General features: G+C 45.8%; 16 protein-coding genes. 15 read left to right on the forward strand and 1 reads right to left on the reverse strand.

The features are described from left to right. Positions 1 to 312: 312 nt before the first annotated feature. The 3 genes from MHH93_RS12490 to MHH93_RS12500 all read left to right on the forward strand — a co-directional run bounded on the left by MHH93_RS12490 (position 313) and on the right by MHH93_RS12500 (position 2,442). Entirely contained in the window at positions 313 to 609 is a 297-nt protein-coding gene (locus MHH93_RS12490; RefSeq protein ID WP_167483707.1) for a winged helix-turn-helix transcriptional regulator, read from the forward strand. A 194-nt stretch (positions 610 to 803) separates the two neighbouring features. Then, complete coding sequence (locus tag MHH93_RS12495) at positions 804 to 1,535, forward strand: hypothetical protein (protein WP_500054285.1); 732 nt, start codon at positions 804 to 806, stop codon at positions 1,533 to 1,535. Between the two features lie 193 nt (positions 1,536 to 1,728). Then, positions 1,729 to 2,442: a hypothetical protein gene (locus MHH93_RS12500; protein ID WP_500054286.1), complete on the forward strand. Its 714-nt coding sequence runs from the start codon at positions 1,729 to 1,731 to the stop codon at positions 2,440 to 2,442. A gap of 88 nt (positions 2,443 to 2,530) precedes the next feature. Here MHH93_RS12500 and MHH93_RS12505 read toward each other — a convergent pair whose 3' ends face one another. Continuing rightward, entirely contained in the window at positions 2,531 to 3,247 is a 717-nt protein-coding gene (locus MHH93_RS12505; RefSeq protein ID WP_500054287.1) for a Crp/Fnr family transcriptional regulator, read from the reverse strand. A gap of 430 nt (positions 3,248 to 3,677) precedes the next feature. Here MHH93_RS12505 and adhE point away from each other — a divergent pair, with 430 nt between their 5' ends. From adhE to yidD, 12 genes are all read left to right on the forward strand, one after another. Beyond that, positions 3,678 to 6,290, forward strand: a complete 2,613-nt coding sequence (gene adhE / locus MHH93_RS12510; RefSeq protein WP_500054288.1) for a bifunctional acetaldehyde-CoA/alcohol dehydrogenase — start codon at positions 3,678 to 3,680, stop codon at positions 6,288 to 6,290. An 871-nt stretch (positions 6,291 to 7,161) separates the two neighbouring features. Beyond that, entirely contained in the window at positions 7,162 to 9,420 is a 2,259-nt protein-coding gene (gene pflB / locus MHH93_RS12515) for a formate C-acetyltransferase (protein WP_500054289.1), read from the forward strand. An 89-nt stretch (positions 9,421 to 9,509) separates the two neighbouring features. Further along, a complete protein-coding gene (pflA, locus tag MHH93_RS12520) occupies positions 9,510 to 10,262 on the forward strand; it encodes a pyruvate formate-lyase-activating protein (RefSeq protein ID WP_500054290.1) in 753 nt (250 codons plus the stop codon). Between the two features lie 192 nt (positions 10,263 to 10,454). Then, the gene (locus MHH93_RS12525) at positions 10,455 to 11,822 is read left to right on the forward strand and encodes an ABC transporter substrate-binding protein (protein ID WP_091028776.1); all 1,368 of its coding nucleotides are present in this window, start codon (positions 10,455 to 10,457) and stop codon (positions 11,820 to 11,822) included. Between the two features lie 51 nt (positions 11,823 to 11,873). After that, complete coding sequence (locus MHH93_RS12530; RefSeq protein ID WP_339256228.1) at positions 11,874 to 12,758, forward strand: carbohydrate ABC transporter permease; 885 nt, start codon at positions 11,874 to 11,876, stop codon at positions 12,756 to 12,758. Beyond that, positions 12,758 to 13,588: a carbohydrate ABC transporter permease gene (locus MHH93_RS12535; RefSeq protein ID WP_500054291.1), complete on the forward strand. Its 831-nt coding sequence runs from the start codon at positions 12,758 to 12,760 to the stop codon at positions 13,586 to 13,588. The genes MHH93_RS12530 and MHH93_RS12535 overlap by 1 nt, the downstream gene beginning before the upstream one ends. A 31-nt stretch (positions 13,589 to 13,619) precedes the next feature. Continuing rightward, positions 13,620 to 15,455: a cache domain-containing sensor histidine kinase gene (locus tag MHH93_RS12540; RefSeq protein ID WP_500054292.1), complete on the forward strand. Its 1,836-nt coding sequence runs from the start codon at positions 13,620 to 13,622 to the stop codon at positions 15,453 to 15,455. After that, complete coding sequence (locus MHH93_RS12545; RefSeq protein WP_500054293.1) at positions 15,452 to 17,083, forward strand: response regulator transcription factor; 1,632 nt, start codon at positions 15,452 to 15,454, stop codon at positions 17,081 to 17,083. Before MHH93_RS12540 ends, MHH93_RS12545 begins: the two co-directional genes overlap by 4 nt. 28 nt (positions 17,084 to 17,111) lie before the next feature. After that, on the forward strand, positions 17,112 to 18,764 hold the full coding sequence (gene nagZ, locus MHH93_RS12550; protein WP_500054294.1) for a beta-N-acetylhexosaminidase: 1,653 nt from the start codon (positions 17,112 to 17,114) through the stop codon (positions 18,762 to 18,764). 273 nt (positions 18,765 to 19,037) lie between these two features. After that, positions 19,038 to 21,290 (forward strand): stalk domain-containing protein, encoded by a 2,253-nt coding sequence (locus MHH93_RS12555; protein ID WP_500054295.1) that lies wholly within the window; start codon positions 19,038 to 19,040, stop codon positions 21,288 to 21,290. Between the two features lie 338 nt (positions 21,291 to 21,628). Then, on the forward strand, positions 21,629 to 22,093 hold the full coding sequence (locus tag MHH93_RS12560; RefSeq protein WP_017687564.1) for a Fur family transcriptional regulator: 465 nt from the start codon (positions 21,629 to 21,631) through the stop codon (positions 22,091 to 22,093). A gap of 2 nt (positions 22,094 to 22,095) precedes the next feature. Continuing rightward, a complete protein-coding gene (gene yidD / locus MHH93_RS12565) occupies positions 22,096 to 22,347 on the forward strand; it encodes a membrane protein insertion efficiency factor YidD (protein ID WP_017687565.1) in 252 nt (83 codons plus the stop codon). Positions 22,348 to 22,753: the final 406 nt, after the last annotated feature.

The following is a 22,753-nucleotide window of genomic DNA, read 5'->3' on the forward strand; positions in this document are numbered from 1 at the left end:
CACTAACTCCATGGTGAAATGGAAATTATAAGTTTTATTCAAAAGAACCCTTCTCCGAGTCAATAATGACTGTGGCAGTTGGGTTCTTTTTGGGTAAGATAGTCGTATGGGGAAGTTATACGATATTTCCCATGGTTGCATGGCAGGTTGTAAGGTATACTGGGATGTAACAAGTTATGCTTCTAAAATTTAAACTTTTTAGGGGCAGACGTTTTCTTTAACGCTTAAATATGTTATTATGAAATATACTAACAAAATGTAAGTTGAGTGATCTCTAAAGAGGTGATTAATGTGGAAGGTCAAGACTTGCGGATGTGTCCGCGTTTTGAGACGGCGTTTTCTTTTTTGGGCAAGCGCTGGAATGGTTTAATTATTCAAACGTTGATGAGTGGTTCGAAGCGATTCAAGGATATCTCCAATCTGATTCCATCCATGAGTGATAAGATGTTATCCGAACGGATGAAAGATCTGGAGAGTGAAGGTATTCTGGTTCGTCACGTCTATCCTGAGACGCCAGTTCGTATTGAATATGAACTGACGGAGAAAGGTAGAGCGCTACAGCCTGTCATGAATCAAATTCAAGACTGGGCTGAGCAGTGGGTTGACTAACGTATAAGCAATATCACCCACTTTTGTTGCATGAATGACATAGACTCCTGATTTCTGTGGAAATCAGGGGTTTTTGTCTTAAGTAATAGGTGGATCGGCGTTTTTCTCTTGGGCGTTGCACATGTTGTCATGAGTTGTAGTATAATCTATAGAAAATGGCCACAGACGGCCGGAGCGAAGGAGGCCCACTTGTCATGAGAGAAGAAAGCTTATCCCGTGAAGTACGCTACGGCAAAAAAGATATTGCAGAACTTGAGAGCGCATCCATTCAGGTCCATCTAATTTACAAAAAAGCTGCAGAGTTATTTAAGCGCACAGCATATTCCCAATCGGTTAAGGATGATCTAGCCGAAGTGAATACGCATTCTGTGAACAGCGATGGTCCGAAACTAGCTCCGGCGGTGCTGCAAAAATGGATTCAAACGTCCAGGGGCTGGAAGTGTATCGGATGTGAATTGAGCCAACCTGATCCAACGTTGTCTCAGGTGGAACAAACAATCCAGAGTAAGCAGTTGGTTCTGGATGTGGGAGTAGGCCGGTTGGCTCAGGCAGAGATGCTGATTCAGGCGGTTGTCTGGTCCCAATATGAGAAAATTCGAATGTTTGCGCCATGGCTTGGTGATGAACCCTTTTACAGCGTGCAGGAACTGGATGTTATTGCCCGTTATATTGTACCTACCTATTTCTCGGAACGGCCTTTGCATGAGCAGGGGAAGGTATTCAAGGTCCATCAACAATATGGGCAGATTCCGTTGTATCAGGAGTATGTCGACGCACCTTCATGTTGCGTGCAGGTGGACGGTGGATTGCTTGAAGGGCGATTGCTGACAGGTGTATATGTATCTGAGGAGCAGTTCTTCGGGCTTAATCCCTATCTGAAAGATGGTGATGGAGGACGAACATACATGCAGGCTTGTGTCCAATAACAGCAACCAATGAGATCTGAAAATTGATTATGATAGGAGAGCCTGTATGCGGGCTCTCTTTCTTGTACAAGCCCGATTTGGAGGGGGCACCATAAAAGTAACGGCTTTGACACTTTTTTTTGTTGAGTGTTGTGCCATAATAGAGGTTATGGACAACAGGGTGAATGATTTTACGCAGGGTGGTGTTACCTACATGATGAAGAAAATCCCCGGTTACATAGGTGTATGTTTGCTCCTACTGGTGATCCTGGCTGGTTGTAGTGAGACGCAGCCTTCTGAGCAGCCAATTGTCAAAGAGACAGACACAGCGAATACGATTACAGTGGCTGTAGATGGCAGTACGTTTTTGCCTGATGCAACAAAGTCCATTAAGCGAGATTTTAGTGAGGGTTTGACACTTAAAAAAGCATTACTTAATAGCGGACTGGTTGATTTTACGGCAGATGGAAAACGGATTCAATCCGTTGGTGAAGTGTCTCTGGATTCTTCGCTTAGCTGGGCTGTCAAATTAAATGGCAAGGATATTGAACAGGAAGATTGGAACATGGAGCTTCATGCCAAAGATGAAGTGATCATTTACGTGAAAGCCGCTGACAGTGGGGGAGATGGCGTTGCATATCAGACAACATTACTCAAGGTTAGCGGTGGAAACATTATGCCAACTCTCAATCGTCAATATGCCGGAGTCTACGTTCAAGAGTGCACCGTTCGCGATGTGTTGAAGTCCAGCGGGATTGTAAGAATGTCGGAGAATAACAAATTCGTCGTTGCGGTCGAGAATGTCACACCTCGCATGAATGAGCGGTGGGTTATCATGGTGAATGACAAAGAATTAATGGAAAATGGTTTGGACATGAAATTGAATCCACGTGATGCGGTGAAGCTTGAATTAACCAATGCATCCTAAGTATACGAAGAAGCCCAATCTCTACTTAGAGAACTGGGCTTTTTTGCATTAAAATATATGAGCAACATTCGATTAGCATAGTCATTTATTAAATACGACAGATCTCGTTCGGGCAAAGTTCACAGTGACAGATCCCTTGCAGCATCTTCAGATCTTTGATGACGATCATGCCGTTGTCATATTCAATCGCATCTTTCTTGCGCAGATCGCTCAACATGCGGTTTACACTTTCACGGGTAGCTCCAATCATATTGGACAGGTCGGTGTGGGTAATTTTTTTGTGAATAATGACATGCTCTCCATGAGGTTCACCATACGAATTCGACAATCGAATGAGGGTGGAGCAGAGCGCACCTGGTTTGCCATATAACATTAGATCCCGGAACTTCGTCTGTGTCAACCGGTGGTGGATGCCCATCCATTTCATAAAGTCGATTGCGAAGTCACAATGCTGGCAGATTAGCATCTCCAGGTCCTTATGCTCCAGTACACCGATCTCACTGTCTTCCAGTACTTCCGCTGAGAAGGTATGTTTAGAGCCGAAGAAGGGATCAGCCTGACCAATCATATCACCGGACTGATACATGTACATGATTAATTCCTTGCCTTCATCCGTGGATTTGGTGATCTGGGCACGGCCCCGTTTCATATAATAAAGTTTGTCAGAGACGTCCCCTTCCCAGTACAGATGTGTACCTTCGGGATAAGTTCTATCTTTCATGGTAACCAGCAGATGGTTGAAATTCGCTTCCGAGAAACAGTTGGTATTGCCGCGTTTTTCCAGTACAGTCGTTAGTTCTATCATAAGTCTATCTCCCCTTTGTGTCCGTCGGTCGGATTCCTGTAGTTTACAGTAGCCCCCGAGGTTTGCCGCAAACCGTTGCCGTCCTGATCAGGGTCATCTCGGCCGGGAAGAAGGACGGTACAAATTGCGGTGGTTCAATTTTTAAGTTCAGTATATACCTAATCTTACCGTTTGAGGGGGAAGGAAAGGGGGCAAAAATGACGAAATTTCAAACATTGTGATAAAATTCACTTTTAGTGGAGAGGATGATTTTTACAGCCCTATATTTTAAATAGGAAGTGAAAATGGTTGGATGAAGGACACTACAAAACTTAAATTAAATTTGTTATACTTTGTGAAAAAAATCACATAATTAAGTTTAGTGGCATGTTACGATGTGAATGTAAAGAAGAGAGACAAACCAATACGAACCTTTAGGAGGATGAGGGAGATGGCTGTAAAGAACGAAGTCGCCCCAGCAAAAGAACCGACAGCAGGTCAGTATATTCAAACGTTAATCGACAAAGCGAATAAGGCACACGCAGCATTCATGAAGATGGATCAGAAGCAGATTGACCGAATTGTGCAAGCAATGGCGCTTGCGGGTCTGGATAAACACATGATGCTCGCCAAGATGGCCGTAGAAGAAACAGGCCGCGGAGTATATGAGGATAAAATCACTAAAAATATATTTGCAACAGAATATGTGTACCACAGCATCAAGTACGACAAAACTGTAGGTGTGATTGAAGATAACGAGTATGAAAGCTTCCAGAAAATTGCGGAGCCGGTTGGTATTATTATGGGAATTACACCCGTCACGAATCCAACATCAACGACGATGTTTAAAGCACTGATCTCCATTAAGACGCGTAACCCGATTATCTTTGGTTTCCACCCATCTGCACAGAATTGTAGCCGGGAAGCTGCCAAAATCCTGCGTGATGCAGCGGTGAAGCATGGTGCTCCAGAGGATTGTATCCAGTGGATTGATGAACCTTCCATGGATCGTACGAACGAACTGATGAATCACAATGATGTGGCTCTCATTCTGGCAACCGGCGGATCCGGCATGGTACGTGCAGCGTACAGCTGCGGTAAACCTGCACTGGGCGTAGGACCGGGTAACGTACCTTGCTTTATCGAGAAAAGCGCGGATATCAATCAGGCAGTGACGGATCTGATCTTGTCGAAATCCTTCGACAACGGTATGATCTGTGCTTCCGAGCAAGCGGTCATCATTGAAGAACCGATCTTTGATCAAGTGAAGAAAAAAATGATCGCAAATGGCTGTTACTTTGTTAACAAAGATGAAGCAGCAAAATTGACAGCAGGAGCAATTAACGCCGAGAAATGTGCGGTGAATCCGGCAATTGTTGGTCAATCTGCAGTGAGCATTGCGAAGTTGTGCGGTATTGAAGTTCCGGCAGGCACCAAAATTCTCGTGGCCGAGATTGAAGGGGTAGGTACGAAATTCCCATTGTCGGCTGAGAAATTAAGTCCGGTACTGGCTTGTTACAAAGTCAAAACGGCAGCAGAGGGAATTGAACGTGCAGCAGAAGTGGTTGCTTTTGGCGGTATGGGTCACTCCTCGGTTATCCACTCAACAAACGAAGAAGTGATCGGCAAATTCGCAGATCGTCTGCAAACTGGACGGATCATTGTGAACTCACCATCCACACATGGTGCCATCGGGGATATCTACAACACAAACATGCCGTCATTGACACTGGGATGCGGATCATACGGACGTAACTCGACTTCTTCCAACGTAACCGCTGTGAACTTAATCAATGTGAAAAGGGTGGCTCGCCGTACCGTGAATATGCAATGGTTCAAAGTGCCGAACAAAGTCTACTTCGAAAAAGGGGCAACACAGTATCTTGCCAAAATGCCTGACATCACACGTGTGGCGATTATTACCGATGCCATGATGGTGAAGCTTGGATATGTTGAAAAGGTAGAACACTATCTGCGTCAACGCCAAATGCCAGTAGCGATCGAAGTGTTCTCCGATGTAGAGCCAGATCCGTCCACAACAACGGTAGATCGCGGAACCGAAATGATGCGCCGCTTCCAGCCAGACTGCATTATCGCACTCGGCGGCGGATCACCAATGGATGCTGCGAAAGCCATGTGGTTGTTCTATGAATATCCGGACACGGACTTCAACGATCTGAAACAAAAATTCATGGATATCCGCAAACGGATCTACAAATATCCACGTCTCGGCGTAAAAGCGAAATTTGTAGCGATTCCAACCACATCCGGTACAGGTTCTGAAGTGACATCGTTCGCGGTTATCACAGATAAAAATCAAGGTAACACCAAATATCCATTGGCCGACTATGAGCTGACACCAGACGTAGCAATTGTCGATCCGGAGTTCGTATACTCCCTGCCTAGAACAGCCGTTGCAGATACAGGTATGGACGTACTGACGCATGCAATTGAAGCTTATGTGTCTGTCATGGCGAATGATTACACGGATGGACTTGCGATCAAAGCCATTCAACTGGTGTTCCAATACCTGGAGCAATCTGCACTGCAAGGAGATAAACTGGCTCGTGAGAAAATGCATAATGCTTCCACAATTGCCGGTATGGCGTTTGCCAACGCATTCCTGGGCATTAACCACAGCTTGGCGCATAAATGGGGCGGTCAGTATCATACTGCACACGGACGTACCAATGCAATTCTGATGCCGCACGTTATTCGTTACAACGCGAAAAAACCGACCAAATTTGCATCGTTCCCGAAATATTCGCACTTTGTAGCGGATGAGCGGTATGCCGAAATTGCCCGGATTCTAGGGTTGCCTGCACGTACGACAGAAGAAGGCGTAACCAGTCTGATCAATGCCATTCGCAAACTGAACAAAACTTTGGGCATTGAAGAATCGTTCCAGGAAATCGGATTTGATGCCAAAGACTTTGAAGCACATGTAGATTATCTGGCAGACCGTGCCTTCGAAGACCAATGTACAACCGCCAATCCGAAGTTGCCGCTGGTAACTGAACTGGCTGATGTGTACCGCAACGCATTCTACGGCAAGTTTGAATAATGAATTAGAACGAAGAGAGTGCCTTACGGCAAGAAGATCAGGGTTCCCCGAGAGGGGAGCCCCGATTGCCGTCTTTTTAGAGGTTACACCAAATTCGTGATTGAGTGAGATATTAACACGATGACGAACAAAGGAACGGGCAGAAAAACAGAAAAGCGAAGCATCTGTTTTCAGGAAATAGTCCTAAGTCCTTGTTTGTTCCGAGTTTAACGGAGCAATGGTCCTAAAGAGGTTAAACGGAATCCTTGATGAGGTCGTTTAAACAATCCCTTTACACGACAACGGAGGGGCAGAAATAACCTGAAAAAGCGAAGCTTGCATCTTCGAAATAAATTTTGACCTTTTTGTTTTATCAGTTGAACTACACATGTACACGATAACGGAGAGGAGAGAAAAAACCTGAAGAAGCGGAGCATTCGCCTTTATCACTGGATTTTCACCTTTGAAAAAGTGAATCAAAAAATCCGGGGATAACAGCGATCGGAAGGTTATTCTCTACTTGCAGTGGCCAGTGTACACCACCTAATGTTCATTCGCTTTTTCAGTAAATTTAAATAGTGAGCAGCGATTGGAAGACTATTCTCTCCACGGAGTGACCAAGTGTGAATCTAAAGAGGTTCAATGGGACACAGCGCAGGTGGAGTGAGTTAGTTCACTGACTTTGTGACAAAAATCACAGATGATGAAAGCCCCAAGACGTATACTGAAAATGTAAGAAAAACATTCATCCCGCGGTTCCGGTTCCCAAGTAGAGAGAACATGTTCCGGTTTATGTGAAACAATTCACATTAATCGCGGCTCTGGGCACACAATGCTACGAATGAGGCAAGATGTTATGTGTCCAGAAATCCAAATTAGTGGAGGGATTAAGATGTCGGTGATTGAAAAAGATGTCAAACAACAAACAGGTTGGAGAAACTTTACCAAAGGAACATGGACCAAATCCGTAGATGTGAATGATTTTCTGGCACACAACTTGTCTCCGTATTACGGTGATGAAGCATTTCTCGCAGGTGCAACCCAGAATACCAAAGAATTGTGGGAGATTGTATCTGATCTGACCAAAAAAGAACGGGATAACGGCGGTGTCCTTGACGTTGATGTGAACACACCAGCGACAATTGTTTCTCACCAACCAGGTTATCTGGATCAATCCAAAGAGCAGATTGTCGGCGTTCAGACCGATGCTCCATTCAGACGTTCCATTCAACCAACAGGCGGAATCCGGATGATGATTGATGCATGTGAAGCATATGGCTTCGAATTGCCTCAAGGTGTCATTGATATATTTACTAACATTCGCAAAACACATAACCAGGGTGTATTCGATGCTTATACTTCAGATATGCGTGCAGCGCGTAAAGCAGGGATTATTACAGGTCTGCCAGATGCTTACGGCCGTGGCCGGATCATCGGTGACTATCGTCGTGTAGCTTTGTACGGGGTAGACTTCCTGATCCGTAACAAAAAAGGCGAATTGAACGCACTTGAAGTTGATGTTATTGATGAAGATGTCATTCGTCTGCGGGAAGAATTGTCTGAACAGATTCGTGCATTGCAAGAATTGAAGCAATTGGGTGATATGCACGGGTTCGATATTTCCTTGCCAGCGACAACAGCAAAAGAAGCATTCCAATGGTTGTACTTCGGTTATCTCGCTGCGATCAAAGAGCAGAACGGTGCTGCAATGTCTCTGGGACGTGTATCTTCCTTCCTGGATATCTACATTGAGCGTGACCTGCAAGAAGGTATCTTGTCCGAAGAACAGGCTCAGGAACTCGTTGACCATTTCGTAATGAAACTACGGATTGTCAAATTCCTGCGTACACCGGATTACAACGAATTGTTCAGTGGAGATCCAACATGGGTGACGGAGTCCATTGGCGGTATGTCTGTGAATGGTGAAACACGTGTAACTAAAAACAGCTTCCGTTTCCTGCATACACTGCACAACTTGGGTCCTGCACCAGAACCGAACCTGACTGTACTTTGGTCCACGAAGCTTCCAGAAGCTTTCAAAGATTATTGCAGTAAAGTATCCATTGAAACAAGCTCAATCCAGTATGAAAATGATGATCTGATGCGTCCGATCTACGGTGACGATTACGGTATTGCTTGCTGTGTATCGGCGATGAAGATCGGGAAACAAATGCAATTCTTCGGTGCTCGTGCCAACCTGGCAAAAGCTCTCCTCTATGCGATCAACGGTGGTCGTGACGAGAAATCCGGAGCACAGGTCGGACCGGAGTATCCTGCCATCACTAGCGAAGTGCTGGATTACAATGAGGTTATGAAACGCTTCAAACCAATGATGGAGTGGCTCGCGAAGCTGTATATGAACACCCTCAACGTCATTCACTACATGCACGATAAATACAGCTATGAGCGTATCGAGATGGCATTGCATGACCGTGACATTGTACGCACGATGGCTTGTGGTATCGCGGGTCTCTCGGTTACAGCAGATTCACTGAGTGCCATCAAATATGCCAAAGTAAAACCAATCCGTAACGAACAAGGCATCGCTGTTGATTTCGAAATCGAAGGAGACTTCCCTTGTTACGGTAACAATGAAGATAGCGTGGACAGCATTGCTGTTGAACTGGTTGAGAGCTTCATGGGCATGATTCGCAAGCACAAAGCATACCGTAACGCAATACCAACACAATCCGTTCTGACGATTACTTCCAACGTGGTATATGGTAAGAAAACAGGGACTACACCGGACGGTCGTAAAGCAGGTGAACCATTTGCTCCAGGTGCGAACCCAATGCATGGTCGTGACAAAAAAGGTGCACTGGCATCCCTTGGCTCTGTAGCCAAATTGCCTTATGAACATAGTCTTGACGGGATTTCTAATACCTTCTCCATCGTGCCAAAAGCCTTGGGTAAAGAAGAGGCTACACGTAAATCCAATCTGACTGCGATGATGGATGGTTACTTCGGTCAAAACGCTCATCACCTGAACGTTAACGTATTTGATCGTCAGCAACTGATTGATGCGATGGATCACCCGGAAAACTATCCGCAACTGACTGTACGGGTATCCGGCTATGCGGTTAACTTCATTAAACTGACTCGTGAACAACAGTTGGATGTCATCAACCGTACGTTCCATGGCTCGATGTAAGTAATTTGCAAGTAGAAGACCGCTAGAGCAAGGCATTCCAACTCATATTAAACGCACAGCGGATGCGGATACAGAAAGGAAGAGGCAACATGGTTAACGGACATATTCATTCACTCGAAACTTTCGGGACGGTTGACGGCCCAGGCATCCGCTTCGTGCTTTTTATGCAGGGATGTCTACTCAAGTGTCAGTACTGCCATAACCCAGATACATGGGCGCTGGATGGTGGAAAAGAAATGACACTAGAAGAGGTATTGGCTGAGATTGAGCCATATCTATCCTACTACCGCAGTTCTGGAGGCGGACTCACGATATCTGGTGGAGAACCAACGTTGCAGGCTCACTTCGTAGCTGAAATCTTCAAAGAAGTGAAACGTCGCTGGGGATTGCATACGACACTGGACAGCAACGGATTTAACGAACCGGAACGGATTCACGATCTGCTCGATAACACAGACCTGGTTCTGCTGGATCTCAAGCATATTGATGACGAGAAACATATCAAGCTGACAGGCAAATCCAATGAGAGAACGTTGAAAACGGCCAAGTGGTTGTCGGAGCAAGGTCGGAAAATGTGGATACGCCACGTATATGTGCCTGGCATTCATAACGAGGAAGAGGATCTGGTTAACCTCGGACGGTTTATCGGAACATTAAATGGCGTCGAAAAGTTCGAAATTCTTCCATACCATCAGATGGGGATCTACAAATGGGAAGCACTCGGCAAAGTATATCCTCTGGATGGCGTTCCTTCGCCAAGTGAAGAAGAAGTGGATCGGGCGTATCGCCTGATCGAACAAGGTCGCCAGGAAACGGCTGGCGTGGCTTGTTCCGATAAGTGATATACCTTTATATATAACGTCAGAACCAAGAGCCAAGTAGCCCTTGCGAATACACTTCGCAGGGGCTGTTTTTTGTCCAGTGAAGGATTTTATCCCTCCATTGATGAATTGTCATCCTTACGATGTAAGCTCCGGCTTTTTATAATCAGAGTGTAAAGCCAAATGCTCAATATCTTGAGGAGGGTCAACCAGATGAAAAAAGGAATGACATTACTGCTTTCATTATTGCTTATCACTTCATGGACTTTGGCGGGATGTGCAAGCTCAAGTAACGAGCCACAGCAAGGCGCAGGCAATACACCTGTGGAGGAGACAAGTAAGGAACCGGTTGAGATGCTTCTTCGCCACACACAGGTGGGAGCTGACAAACAGAAACGATTGGCCATCCTGCAGGATGTTGTGGACAAAGTTGAAGGAGAGATTCCCAATCTGACCTTTACGCTGGATGGTGTCGAATCCGATGTGAATCGCAAGGAAAAGCTTCGCGGAGAGATGGCGGCAGGCAATCCGCCGGATATATTTGAACTGTTCGGTAGCCCGGATTCCAAAGTATATGCCAAGGAAGGCATGTTGCTTGATCTGACTCCAATCCTGCAAGAGCTGGGCATTCAGGACCAGTTTACATCCCTTGAACCGTTTACGTATGAAGGCAAAGTATATGGACTGCCGATTGGCGGTTCAGGCGAAGGTTTTTTCTATAATAAAGAGTACTTTGAACAAAAAGGGTGGAAAGCGCCAACCACCATGGCCGAACTGGATAATATACTGGCCGAGATCAAGGCTGATGGCAAAGTACCGCTTGCTTCTGCATCCAAGGCAGGCTGGGTTCCACTTATGTTAACCAACCATCTGTGGTCCCGCTATGCCGGGCCGGAGATTACTGCAAAGTTTGCAACAGGTGAAGCGAAGTGGACCGACCCTGGTGTTGTACAAGGTTTTGCCAAACATAAGGAATGGGTGGATAAGGGGTATTTCAAAAAAGGTGAACTGGGCTTCGAGTACGCCGAATATACCACGCAATTTACAAGCGGTGAAGCGGTATTAATGTATGACGGAACATGGAAATCATCTGTATTCAAAGAAGGTCAGAGCGGTGAATCGCTCATTGGCAAGGTTGGATTCTTCAATATGCCTCCGGTAGAGAACGGCGCAGGCGATCAGACGTCCTTGATGCGGGATGTGAACAATGGATATGGATTCTCGGCAGCCGTGGCGGATGACCCGCAGAAGCTGGAAGCCGTTAAAGCTTTTATCAAAAATTTCTACAATGAAGATATGCAGGTTCGCGGCCTTGTGGAAGATGGTGTATTGCCTGCCATGAAGCTGGATGAAAAAGTGTTAACCGATAGCATTACCGATGATCTGATGAAAGAAATTGTGGCCGTGCTTAATGCGTCCAAGACGTCGTTCCCGGCATTTGATGCACTCGTTCAGGCTGATGTGACGACAGAGATCAGTAATCTGCAGATTCAGAAGTTGATCGGTGGGCAGACTACGCCAGAGAAAATGGCAGAAGAACTGCAAAAGGTACAGGAGGAAGCAAACGCTTCAGTGGAATAAATCAATCCAAGTTGAAACTGCGATCGTTGAAGTGACTGAAGGAGGCTGACCATGAATACTTCACTCCGCAGCCCGTTAATCTATACGCTGTTTGTAATGCCAGCCCTGATTCTGTTTATCATGTTCTTTCTATATCCTATTGGCAGCTCCTTATATTACAGTCTGACGAGTTGGAATGGGGTTTCCGCTGAGCCACGTTTTGTGGGCTTATCCAACTATGTGAAGGCACTGACCGATGAACGATTTTGGATTTCCACACGGAATAACGGCTTTTTCATCGGATTTTCGGTACTGATTCAGGTACCTCTAATCGTCCTGTTTTCGCTACTGATTGCCAATGTGAAAAGGCTGAAAGGTCTGTATAAAACAGCTGTTTTTTTACCATCCATTATGTCGACAGCCGTGATCGGTATCTTATGGGGGTTCATCTATGAGCCGAATATCGGATTATTAAACAAAATGCTTCATGTGCTGGGCATCGATCCAATCTACTGGTTATCCGATAACCGATTTGCCATGTTGTCCATTTTGGTTACCAATGCCTGGCAGTGGACGGGATTTTACATTGTCATGGTACTGGCTGCCATACTGGCGATTCCCCGTGATTTGGATGAAGCAGCTGCAATCGATGGTGCAACGGCGGTACAACGTGCAATGCGGATAACACTGCCGCTGATTCGTCCGATCATTTCCGTCGTTATCATGTTGTCCATTGCAGGAGCTATGAAAGCAGCTGACATCGTGATTGTCATGACCAAAGGTGGGCCCGCTGGGTCCACCGAGGTTCTTGCGACATACATGATCAAATATGCGATTACCAATTTCAAATATGGTTATGGCAATACCATTGCGGTACTGATCTTTGCTCTGACGCTTGTGCTTACTGCGGTGTATCAACTGCTGGTGGCGAGAAAGAGCGAGAAGGTGGAATATTGATGGCGAAAAACATAAAAAGCAGTATACCTCATGTGTTGTTAATGTTGTATTTAATCGCAATTTTGTTTCCCTTTTTATTTGTGATTTTCTCGTCTTTCAAGCAGGATAACAATGAAATTGCCTTGAATCCATTCGGTCTGCCGACAACATGGGAGTTTAACAATTATGTGGAGGCCTGGGTGAATGCGAAGATTGGCACGTATTTCTGGAACAGCCTGTACATTTCGATTCTGTCTTCGGCGTGTACAATTGTGCTCGGTGCCATGTTTGCTTTTGCCGTAACCCGGATGAGACACCGAAAGTGGAGTCTGTTTCTGTACAGCCTGATACTGGCGGGTATGCTTATTCCCAACAACGCACTCATGCTGCCGATCTATCTGCTTGTACGCAAAATGGGCATATTGGATACACATCTGGCATTAATCGTGCCTTATGTGGCGAATGCGATCCCTTTTACCATTATTATACTGGCGGCTTTTATGCGTTCACTGCCTGGCGAAATTGAGGAAGCGGCGGTCATGGACGGCTTGAGAGCTCCGGGTATCTTTGCTAAAATAGTGATACCTCTTACGATTCCGGCTATTGTTACCGTTTTTATCGTTAATTTCCTCGGCAACTGGAATGAGTTTTTACTTGCCAACTATTTCTTATCCACCGACAAATTGCGTACGCTGCCAGTGGGCATGGTCCAGTTTCGGGATCAATATCAGATGAACTATGCTCAGATGTCGGCAGGTATCGTATACAGTGTTGTACCTGTACTTGTGATCTACGCTATACTTCAGGAGAAAATTATTGAAGGCGTAACTGCAGGTGGTGTCAAAGGTTAATACCATGAACCAGTAATAGGGAGAACGGGATATGAACTTGCGAATGAAGCTGGCCTTGGCATTTCTGCTGCTGATCATTGTACCCATGTGTGCGCTTGGTATTGGCATGTTTCTGGTGACGTCACATACGATTGAGAAAAAATACAATCAACAGGCCGAATATGCGCTTCAGGCCATCAGCTACAATATCGAAAATGTATTTCAGCAGATTAATAATGTGACCGACAACGGGATAGCCACATCGGTTTTCCAAATGGCATTGAACGCTAAAGATCCGACCAAGCAGGATCTGGGGACCGGTAATCAGTTATCCCTGAATGCCAGCCAGCGCAATTTCCGTTCCCTCTTATATAACTATCCGTTCATCAGTTATGCCTTTTTATATGATTTGCGTTCGTCCGAAAATAATCAAATTGTCTCCATTTTCACCAAAGAAAACTTTCAAGCCCTTCCTTTTCAGCAATTCAAAGTGCATCCCTTATTCAACGAAATTCAGCAACTTAATGGTGTGCCCAAATGGCTCGCACCTTTGGAATATCCCGAACTAACCGGGGTAGAACCTGTCTTCACCCAGATCAGACTGGTCAAAGAACTCAGTTATTTTCAAAATATCGGCGTGCTTGTTGTTCAGATCAAAAAAGGAGAGATCGACCGGATCTTTCGTCACCTGCAAATCAGTGATTCGGCACAGGATACATCATTCCTGTTAATCAACGAAGAAGGACTGATCGTCTATGATCCTGCAGGGCGTTATAACGGTGAGAACATGCAAAACCTTGGTGCTGAATTCGGAAGTTACGGTCCCGGCTTTAGCAGCGTCAGAACGGTCTTTGACGACAAGGAGAGCATCATTTCGCAATATCATCTGAAGAACTATAACTGGAGTCTCGTCAGTGTAACTTCATGGGAAGCCTTATCTGCGGAAACCAATGCCTTTGCAGGCTGGTCTGTCATTATTATTTTGTCATGTCTATTCGCCGCCATGATCTTTAATCTTTTTTTCATGAATCGTATTACTGGCAACATTGCTGTACTTGTAAGGTTTATGCGTCGTGTGGATGATGGTGATTTTAATGCGAGGGTGGAAGGGAAAGGTTTTGACGAGATGCAGCTGCTTGCGCAAGGATTCAATGAGCTAATGGATCGTATCGGAGGATTATTCCGTCGTGTTCGGGCAGAGCAGGAGCAGAAGGCCCAGGCAGAATTACGTGTACTACAAGCCCAGATCAAACCCCATTTTCTGTTCAACACATTGGAATCGATCAATGGCTTGGCATTGCGTGGTGAGGGGCGCAAAGTAAGTGAGATGGTGACCAGGCTGGGCAATATGCTTCGTATCAGCATTCAGGATCAGGAAGAGATTCCACTGGGTGAGGAAATAAGGCATTTGCAGAGTTATCTGGAGATTCAACAGTACAGGTTCAGTGATTTGTTCACCTATGAGATTGACATTCCACCCCATCTATATAGTTCAATTCTGCTCAAATTGACCCTCCAGCCTCTGGTGGAAAATAGCATTCAACATGGGTTTGAAGGGATCACCTATCCAGGTGTACTGCAGATAAGTGCCTATGCAGAACGGGGTCAACTTGTGTTATGTGTTGAGGATAATGGGATCGGTATTCCCCAGGAAATGCTCGCGCGGTTTGAGTATATGGCAGCGGATCCACCGGAAGGTATGCTGGCGAAAGGGGCGGAATCATTATCGTCCATAACAGAACGCCGGGGATTGGGATTACGAAGTGTGGCAGATCGAATTCGTATTCAATACGGGACCGGGAATGGCGTATTTATATGTTCAGCACCGGGGTATGGCACAGTTATTCGATGCATCATTCCATTATATGAGCAGGAGGAAGCCGGATGAATCTGACTGCAATGCTGGTTGACGATGAGCTCCCGATTCTGGAGAATCTGAACTACATTTTACCCTGGGAAGAGATGGGGATCGAAATCACAGGTACAGCGAGAAGCGGGGCAGAAGCACTGGGGAAAGTAACAGAAAGTCATCCAGACATTCTCTTGTGCGATATTCGGATGCCGTCTATGGATGGATTGGAACTCATTCGTTTGCTGCGAGAGCAGGGTGAAACGTGTGAAATTATTTTACTGACCGGGTATCAGCAGTTTGAATATGCTCGAACCGCTATCAAGTATAACGTACATGAATACATATGTAAGCCAATTGATTATTTGAATCTGGAACATAAACTGCGTGAGCTTGCCGGACAGATCCAGAAGAGACGTCTGGAAAATGAATCGCAACGTTATCGCAGCCAAAAGATGGAAAGCTGGATCAGACATAAACAGTTGATTGACCTGTTGCGGGGAGAAGCACCGTTGAAAATTTCTGATCCTGTCTCTGTGCCACCATTCATGCCTCATTCTGTTGGCTATACATTGCTGCTGGTGGATGTGGTCGGTTATTTCCGCCATTCCATCGGCTGGTCCGAGGTCAAGCATGTTAGATGGCATGAGGCGATAAGTTCCAGGCTGAGGGAAGTTACGGACAGAATCTCTAATAACTGCCAGGTTCTTTCTACCCGCAAAGGAGAGTGGTGCCTCTTGCTGGACGCATCGGGCGAGTGGAGACTTCAATCAGAGGAGTTGGCACATCAACTATTATTTGAATTGAATGCAATCTTGTCCATGGATTCAGGTGTAAAAGCAAGGGTGGTCCAGGATCATGTACTCGTAAAACTGGAACAGCAAATCCTTGAACGGTACCAGCATTGTCAGAGAGTTCTAATGACACATTCGGAAAGCGAAGACAAGGTATTGAATTCGGGCTGCGCGGGATCTTCATTATCGTATGATCATGAGGTTTCCAAAAGGGGCGGTACATGGATAACAAGAGACGATCTGGAGCTTATCACACGGTGCATTCGGCAATGGAATAAACAAGGATTACAAGATCTAATGAATGCGCTTAAACAGCGAATGGGGAATGCCGAGCAAACAATAGACAAGATAGATGAAACCCATGTTCGCTATATGCTTGTACACATGCTTCGGGAACTTCGCGAAGTCAATGTCATGGCTGAAAAGGACGAAGTGAATTTCTGGAATGCGCTGCAAGAGGCTGTATCCATGAGAGAACTGATTGAACTTGCAGAGGTCATTATTCATGCCTGTCAAGGTAAACAAACTCAACCGCGTCCTTCGATAGCGGAACTAATCCGATCTGCATGTGATTACATGAACGCCAGACTGCAACAGGACTTGGGAATAGATGAAGTCTCCGATTGGCTCGGAATCAGCCCAGGCTACTTCTGCCAGCTATTTAAAACCCAAATGGGTGTTACTTTTGTGGAATACATGACGCAGAAACGGATGGAAAGTGCCGCTTTATTGTTGAGTACAACCGAATGGAGCATTACAGCGATTGGGGAAGCAACAGGGTTCAAGGAGCGTCGCTACTTCTCCAAGGTGTTTCATAAACACTTCCACATGAAACCCTCCGAGTACAGGCAGAGTAAACGATTGGGTTCGTAGTGGCAAGGGAAACGAGAGGAGAGGTCGAATGAAACCTTTGAATGATCTGACGTTGGAGCAAAAGGTAGGCCAATTGTTGATGTGTGGATTTCACGGTCAGCACGCAGATGAACAGATTACTCACTTAATCCGAGACTATCACGTCGGGGGTGTCATTTATTTCCGGCGCAATGTCGAAAGTGTAGATCAATTGACAAGGCTGTCCGCCGAACTACAAGATCTGGCTGCCGAAACGGGGGCATGGCCCCTTATGATTTCGGTAGACCAGGAAGGCGGCATGGTTGCTCGGATTGACAAAGAGGGAATGACGCAAGTACCGGGCAATATGGCACTCGGTGCGACAGGCAATCCGGAATATACTCTGGCGTGTGCCCGAATTCTGGGGCGTGAGTTAAAAAGCATCGGTATTGATATGAACCTTGCACCAGTGCTCGACGTGAATAACAACCCGCTGAACCCGGTCATCGGTGTGCGTTCGTATGGTGAACATGCTGAAAGTGTGGCCGCTCATGGCGTAGCAGCCATCACAGGATATCAATCACAGGGCATAGCTGCTACTGCCAAACATTTTCCGGGACATGGAGATACCGCCATAGATTCTCATCTGGGTATGGTTACGGTACCTCATGATCGAAACAGACTGGAACAGATGGAGTTGTTACCGTTCCGCAAGGCGATTGAGGCCGGAGTTGATGCTATTATGACAGCTCATGTGATGTTCCCTTCGATTGAGCCCGAGCCCATTCCGGCAACGTTGTCACATAAGGTGTTAACGGGCCTGCTACGTGAGGAAATGGGTTTTAAAGGCATTATTATTACAGACTGTCTTGAAATGCATGCAATATCCAAACCATATGGGGTAGCTGAAGCTGCCATTCGTGCTGTAGAAGCCGGAGCAGATCTGATCCTGGTGAGTCATACCTTGCAAGATCAGGTCGCTGCGCTGAAGGCCATTGTGGATGCCGTTCAAACGGGGCGCATCTCGGAAGAGGTTATTCATCAGGCGGTTGAACGCATTATGACATGGAAAAAAAAGCGTTGCGGGCAGCAGAATGATCATCTCGTTTTGCCGAAAATGAATGATACGATCGAAGCAGCAGATGTTGAACCTATTCATTACACTGAATCCACTAAACCCAGTGATTCAAGTAAACGAAACGAATCGATGCTGTTCAAGATTGCTTCAAGCAGTATTACGATTGTTCATAATGATGGGCTCCTACCGTTGGCCCCAGAGAAGGGCGTGTATGTCATCTGGCCTGAGGTTGTACAACGGACAGAGGTGGATGAGCCATGGTCTCATACAGAATCACTCGGTATGGCGCTTTCGCAGTTGCGAGGCAAAGTTCGTGAACACAACATAACAACTCAGCCCACTCAGGATGAAGCAGATCGGATATTGGCTGATGTTGATGTGTCGGATAGTGAACAAGTTATCGTATGTACGTACACATCGGCTGGCCATCTTCCCAAAGGGCAACAGTATCTGGTTGAAAAGCTTAGTGAGAATCATTCCCTGATTGTCATTGCTCTGCGCAATCCATATGATCTGCTGGAGATTTCGAGGCCGGGAAGTTATGTGTGTACCTATGAGAATACACCTGCAGTCGTCCGCGCACTGTCCCATGTGTTAACCGGTGGACTGCAGCCAACAGGAAGTCTGCCTATCCGTTTGTTCTAGATTTATTCAATGACTAAATCTCTCAGCCATATGGTGCGATTAGACCATATCGCTGAGAGATTTTTTGTTGAAAATTGCTATTGGGCAATTTTGGGATCTGATGCCGAGAAGATATTTAATAGATAACTATTTTCATAGTATTTTCCTTCTATTAAAAGTTTACAATTCTCCTCTTAACTTTTTAGCAACTTTTCCCGGTTCCAAGCGTCTAATAATATGACTTTTTGAGGGGGATATTTATAAAATGGGAGCAGAAGGAGCCAAAGACAAAGAATGAATTTGAAGAAGAAATTGTCCATACTTACCGCTTTTGCTGTGTTTCAGGCGTTTGCAGTGATTCCTGCCAATGCACAATCAGCAGATCAGAGCGATACTACATCAGTGAATACAGCCAAAGTTAAATCCGTGGAGGTTGTGAAGAAAGAACAAACCATCGCGGAATCCGAAGTGAAATCCGGAACAAACACGCCAACATCAAATAATGAAACAACTGAAGAAGTGAACCCTGAGACAGATGTTCCTACAGGAACAGACGCGACTCCTGTTGAGCCGGTAATTGAACCTACGGACGAAGAAGGTACAGCTGAGGAAACACCAGCACCTGCACCAGTTGAAGTGGAGCAACCATCTACAGGCGGTTCATCTGTTGCTGGAGGCGGGGGTGGAGACCTCACTCTTTATATGAACAGTAATAAAATGATGCAAGATGGAAAAACGTATCTTGCTGGACAGCCGATGGCTGTTAAAAATGGTGTATCCTATGTAGCCATCCGTGCTCTCGTTGATCGGGTTGGCTATGATGTCAAATATGATAACACAACCAAAGAAACGATTATTATTAGTGGTGAAGATGAGCTGCGTTTCAAAACAAACAGCAAAATCTATACCGTTAATGGTGTGTCCCGAACGATGAAGGGCGCGGCTTATCAACAAAAAAATACGTTCATGGTGCCATTGACTTCAATTACACAGGCTCTGGACATTACGTATAAAGTAAATCAATCTGCCAAAACGGTTGTATTGAATCTGAGTACCAAACCGGTGGCGAGCTTCACGGTACAAAAAGAGGTCTTTGCCGGAGACCAGGTGACCTATACAACCAGATCCAGCTCTCCAAAGGGACTCAGCATTGTAGATGAGCGTTGGACAGGTCGTCAGGATTCATTCGACCAACCAGGTGTATACACAGTAACCTATGCGGTTCAGGATTCAAGTGGTCAATGGAGCGATCCGTATTCGGTTACGATTAAGGTTGAAAGACCGAATCTGCCACCTGTCGCAATGTTTACGACAGATAAAGAAGAATACAAAATGGGTGAGAAAATCACTTATATTGATCAAAGCACAGATGATGAGAACGCAATTGTTAAAACCGAATGGGATAACAATGCACTTGCATTCTTTGTTCCAGGACCGAAGACCGTAACGATTACAGTTACCGATAAACATGGTGCTAGTGATAGCTACACCAAGATGATCAACATTACGGGCGAAACGCTGTATAGTTTGTCCGACTTCAATCAATTGTTCACACCAGTTGGTGAGAAGTTCACTTTTGACGGTGGTGGAGTACCAGCATTGGAGAAAGTACCTTTCACTTATTATGATGAACCAAGTCTGCTGATCCGCAGCAACAGCCCGGAAACCGTGAATACAGAAGGCATTGTGTACAAGGAATCTTCCTTCGGACAGACACGCTTCATGATTCACCATGTGAACAACACGGGCAAAAATGTGAAAATGTATGTTGTAGCGACTAACAATAATGCTTACACGGCGTCCATTGAACAACAAAACATGGGCTTTGCAGGTCCGTCACCTTTTGCAACGGTAGCTGGAAAGTTGTCGATCGACCGTTGGTTCCAATCCATGCAGAATGGCACAGGACAAAAGAAAGTGTACATCCAGCCAGGAGAAAGCAAGCTGATTCTTAATGATCTGAGCGTTCTTCCGATGAAACAGGGACAAGTCATTTCCTTGTATTCGGATGTATTCAGTGACTATGAACTGGATTACAACATTATCATGATCGAAGAAAACAAGGACCCGATGGAAGTATTGTCGAGCCTGCCAGTTCTGGATCGTGATGGGGTTCACAACCGTGGTACCTATCCAAATGCAACACGGATCATTACGTATGATCAAGAAGTAGGGTCGAAGCCTGCACGTCTTCCGCTTGGAGACAATGCAAGTGATCCAAACCTTGTGGGAACGGACCCTATGGCATACACGGAAGCGTCCAACGCAGGTAACTTCGGTGTATTGTACAAAATTACATTGAATAATGTTGCTCCGCGCACATTGATTTCATTCAACCCTCGTGGAGGCAGATATTCAGGTGTGGCACTCGTGAATGGACAAGTTGTTCAGATTTCCACAGGTAAATCTGTAACTGCACCTAATGAGCAAAGTGTTATGTATCGCACAGGTTCGTACGGCGAGAGTGTAACGATTCTCTTCTCGGCGGCACCAGGAAGTAACTTGCCTGTTAACCTGCTGTTCACGCCGCTTCCGGCGGAAAAGTAATAACATGAACATGCACGGACGGTTTGGAGTGAAAGCTTATATCATATATACCCGTTCACCCCAAAAGTCGCCCGAACGATTGATCATCTGAACCGTCAGGAAGGGACTCCATCAAAATGTAATGTCATTAGCTCAAGCTAGACTAATGGCAATGCATGTGCATGGAGTCCTTTTTATGTGATGTTGGAATGACCTAACCCGGTGTCTTCGTTGACTCTAATCGTAATTTGATGCATTATTAGAGGTATACATGAAAGCAAAAGTTTTCGCTTTTGCCGAATAAACTGTCGCTCTATGAATGATGCAAAATGCTCGTATGACAGGAGGTGCTTTAGATCATGCTGTCGACAGAACAGATTATTTCGACCATGTCCTCACAGGGGCTTCGTATCACCGATCAGCGGAAAACACTGGCCCGGTTATTTGCCGAGTCTCCCGGGTATCTTACACCCAAGGACGTCTATGAATATATGGGTAAGACTTACAGCGGACTGAGTTTTGACACAGTATACCGTAATTTGCGGGTGATGCAGGAACTGGGTGTACTGGAACAGGTCATCTTCGAAGATGGCGTTAAATTCAAAGCGCACTGTAGTGAAGATCATCATCACCATCATATGATCTGTCTGAAGTGTCAGAAGACATATCCTATTATTTTTTGCCCGATGCAACTTGCGGATGCGCCTGAGCAATTTCAGGTTGTAGACCACAAGTTCGAGGTGTTTGGATATTGCAAGGACTGTGCTGAGCATGCTCCGGCCAAAGCGGCCTCGGGACATACACACGCTCATGGGAAGCACTGACCATGAAGTTATCGCGTAGAATCGCTCAAGCACCCATTCGGGTGTACCGAAACTATATCTCTCCATTAACACCGCCAACATGTCGGTTCTATCCGAGCTGTTCGGCTTACGCCATGGAGGCGATTGAAGTGCACGGTGCGCTCAAAGGCTCGTTGTTAACAGCGAAACGTATTGCCAAATGTCACCCGTTTCATCCAGGCGGTGTAGATCTGGTGCCACCAAAGGCGGAGAAATCCATGATGGTATCAGAGTAACGATGTAGCTTGAAGTATTCGGATGGCCTGGAAGCAGGCCAGGATTGAACTTGAGGATGCTGTCCACTTGACAAAGGGGTCCGCATTTCAGTATATTTTTCCTATATGATTTTCCAGTGAAGGGATAAGTACAGACACACCCCCAGTGCAGAGAGCCGGATGAGCTGAGAACCGGTCTGGGAGGAGGATGGAACATGGTCCCGGAGGAACCTCTTTCGAGCGTGCAGACAGTGATTTCAGAGCTGCTGTCGTAAGGCTGAGGCGTGATCCAGCGTTAATGGGCGGTCGAAGGACCGACAGAGCCTGTGTTTTGTGAAAAACATGGGGAATTTGGGTGGTAACACGTGAGAGCAACTCTCGTCCCATAGGGGCGGGAGTTTTTTGTGTTCTTTTTTAGTTGTTTTGG

This window comes from Priestia sp. FSL H7-0729, assembly GCF_038005685.1.
GTDB lineage: Bacteria > Bacillota > Bacilli > Paenibacillales > Paenibacillaceae > Paenibacillus.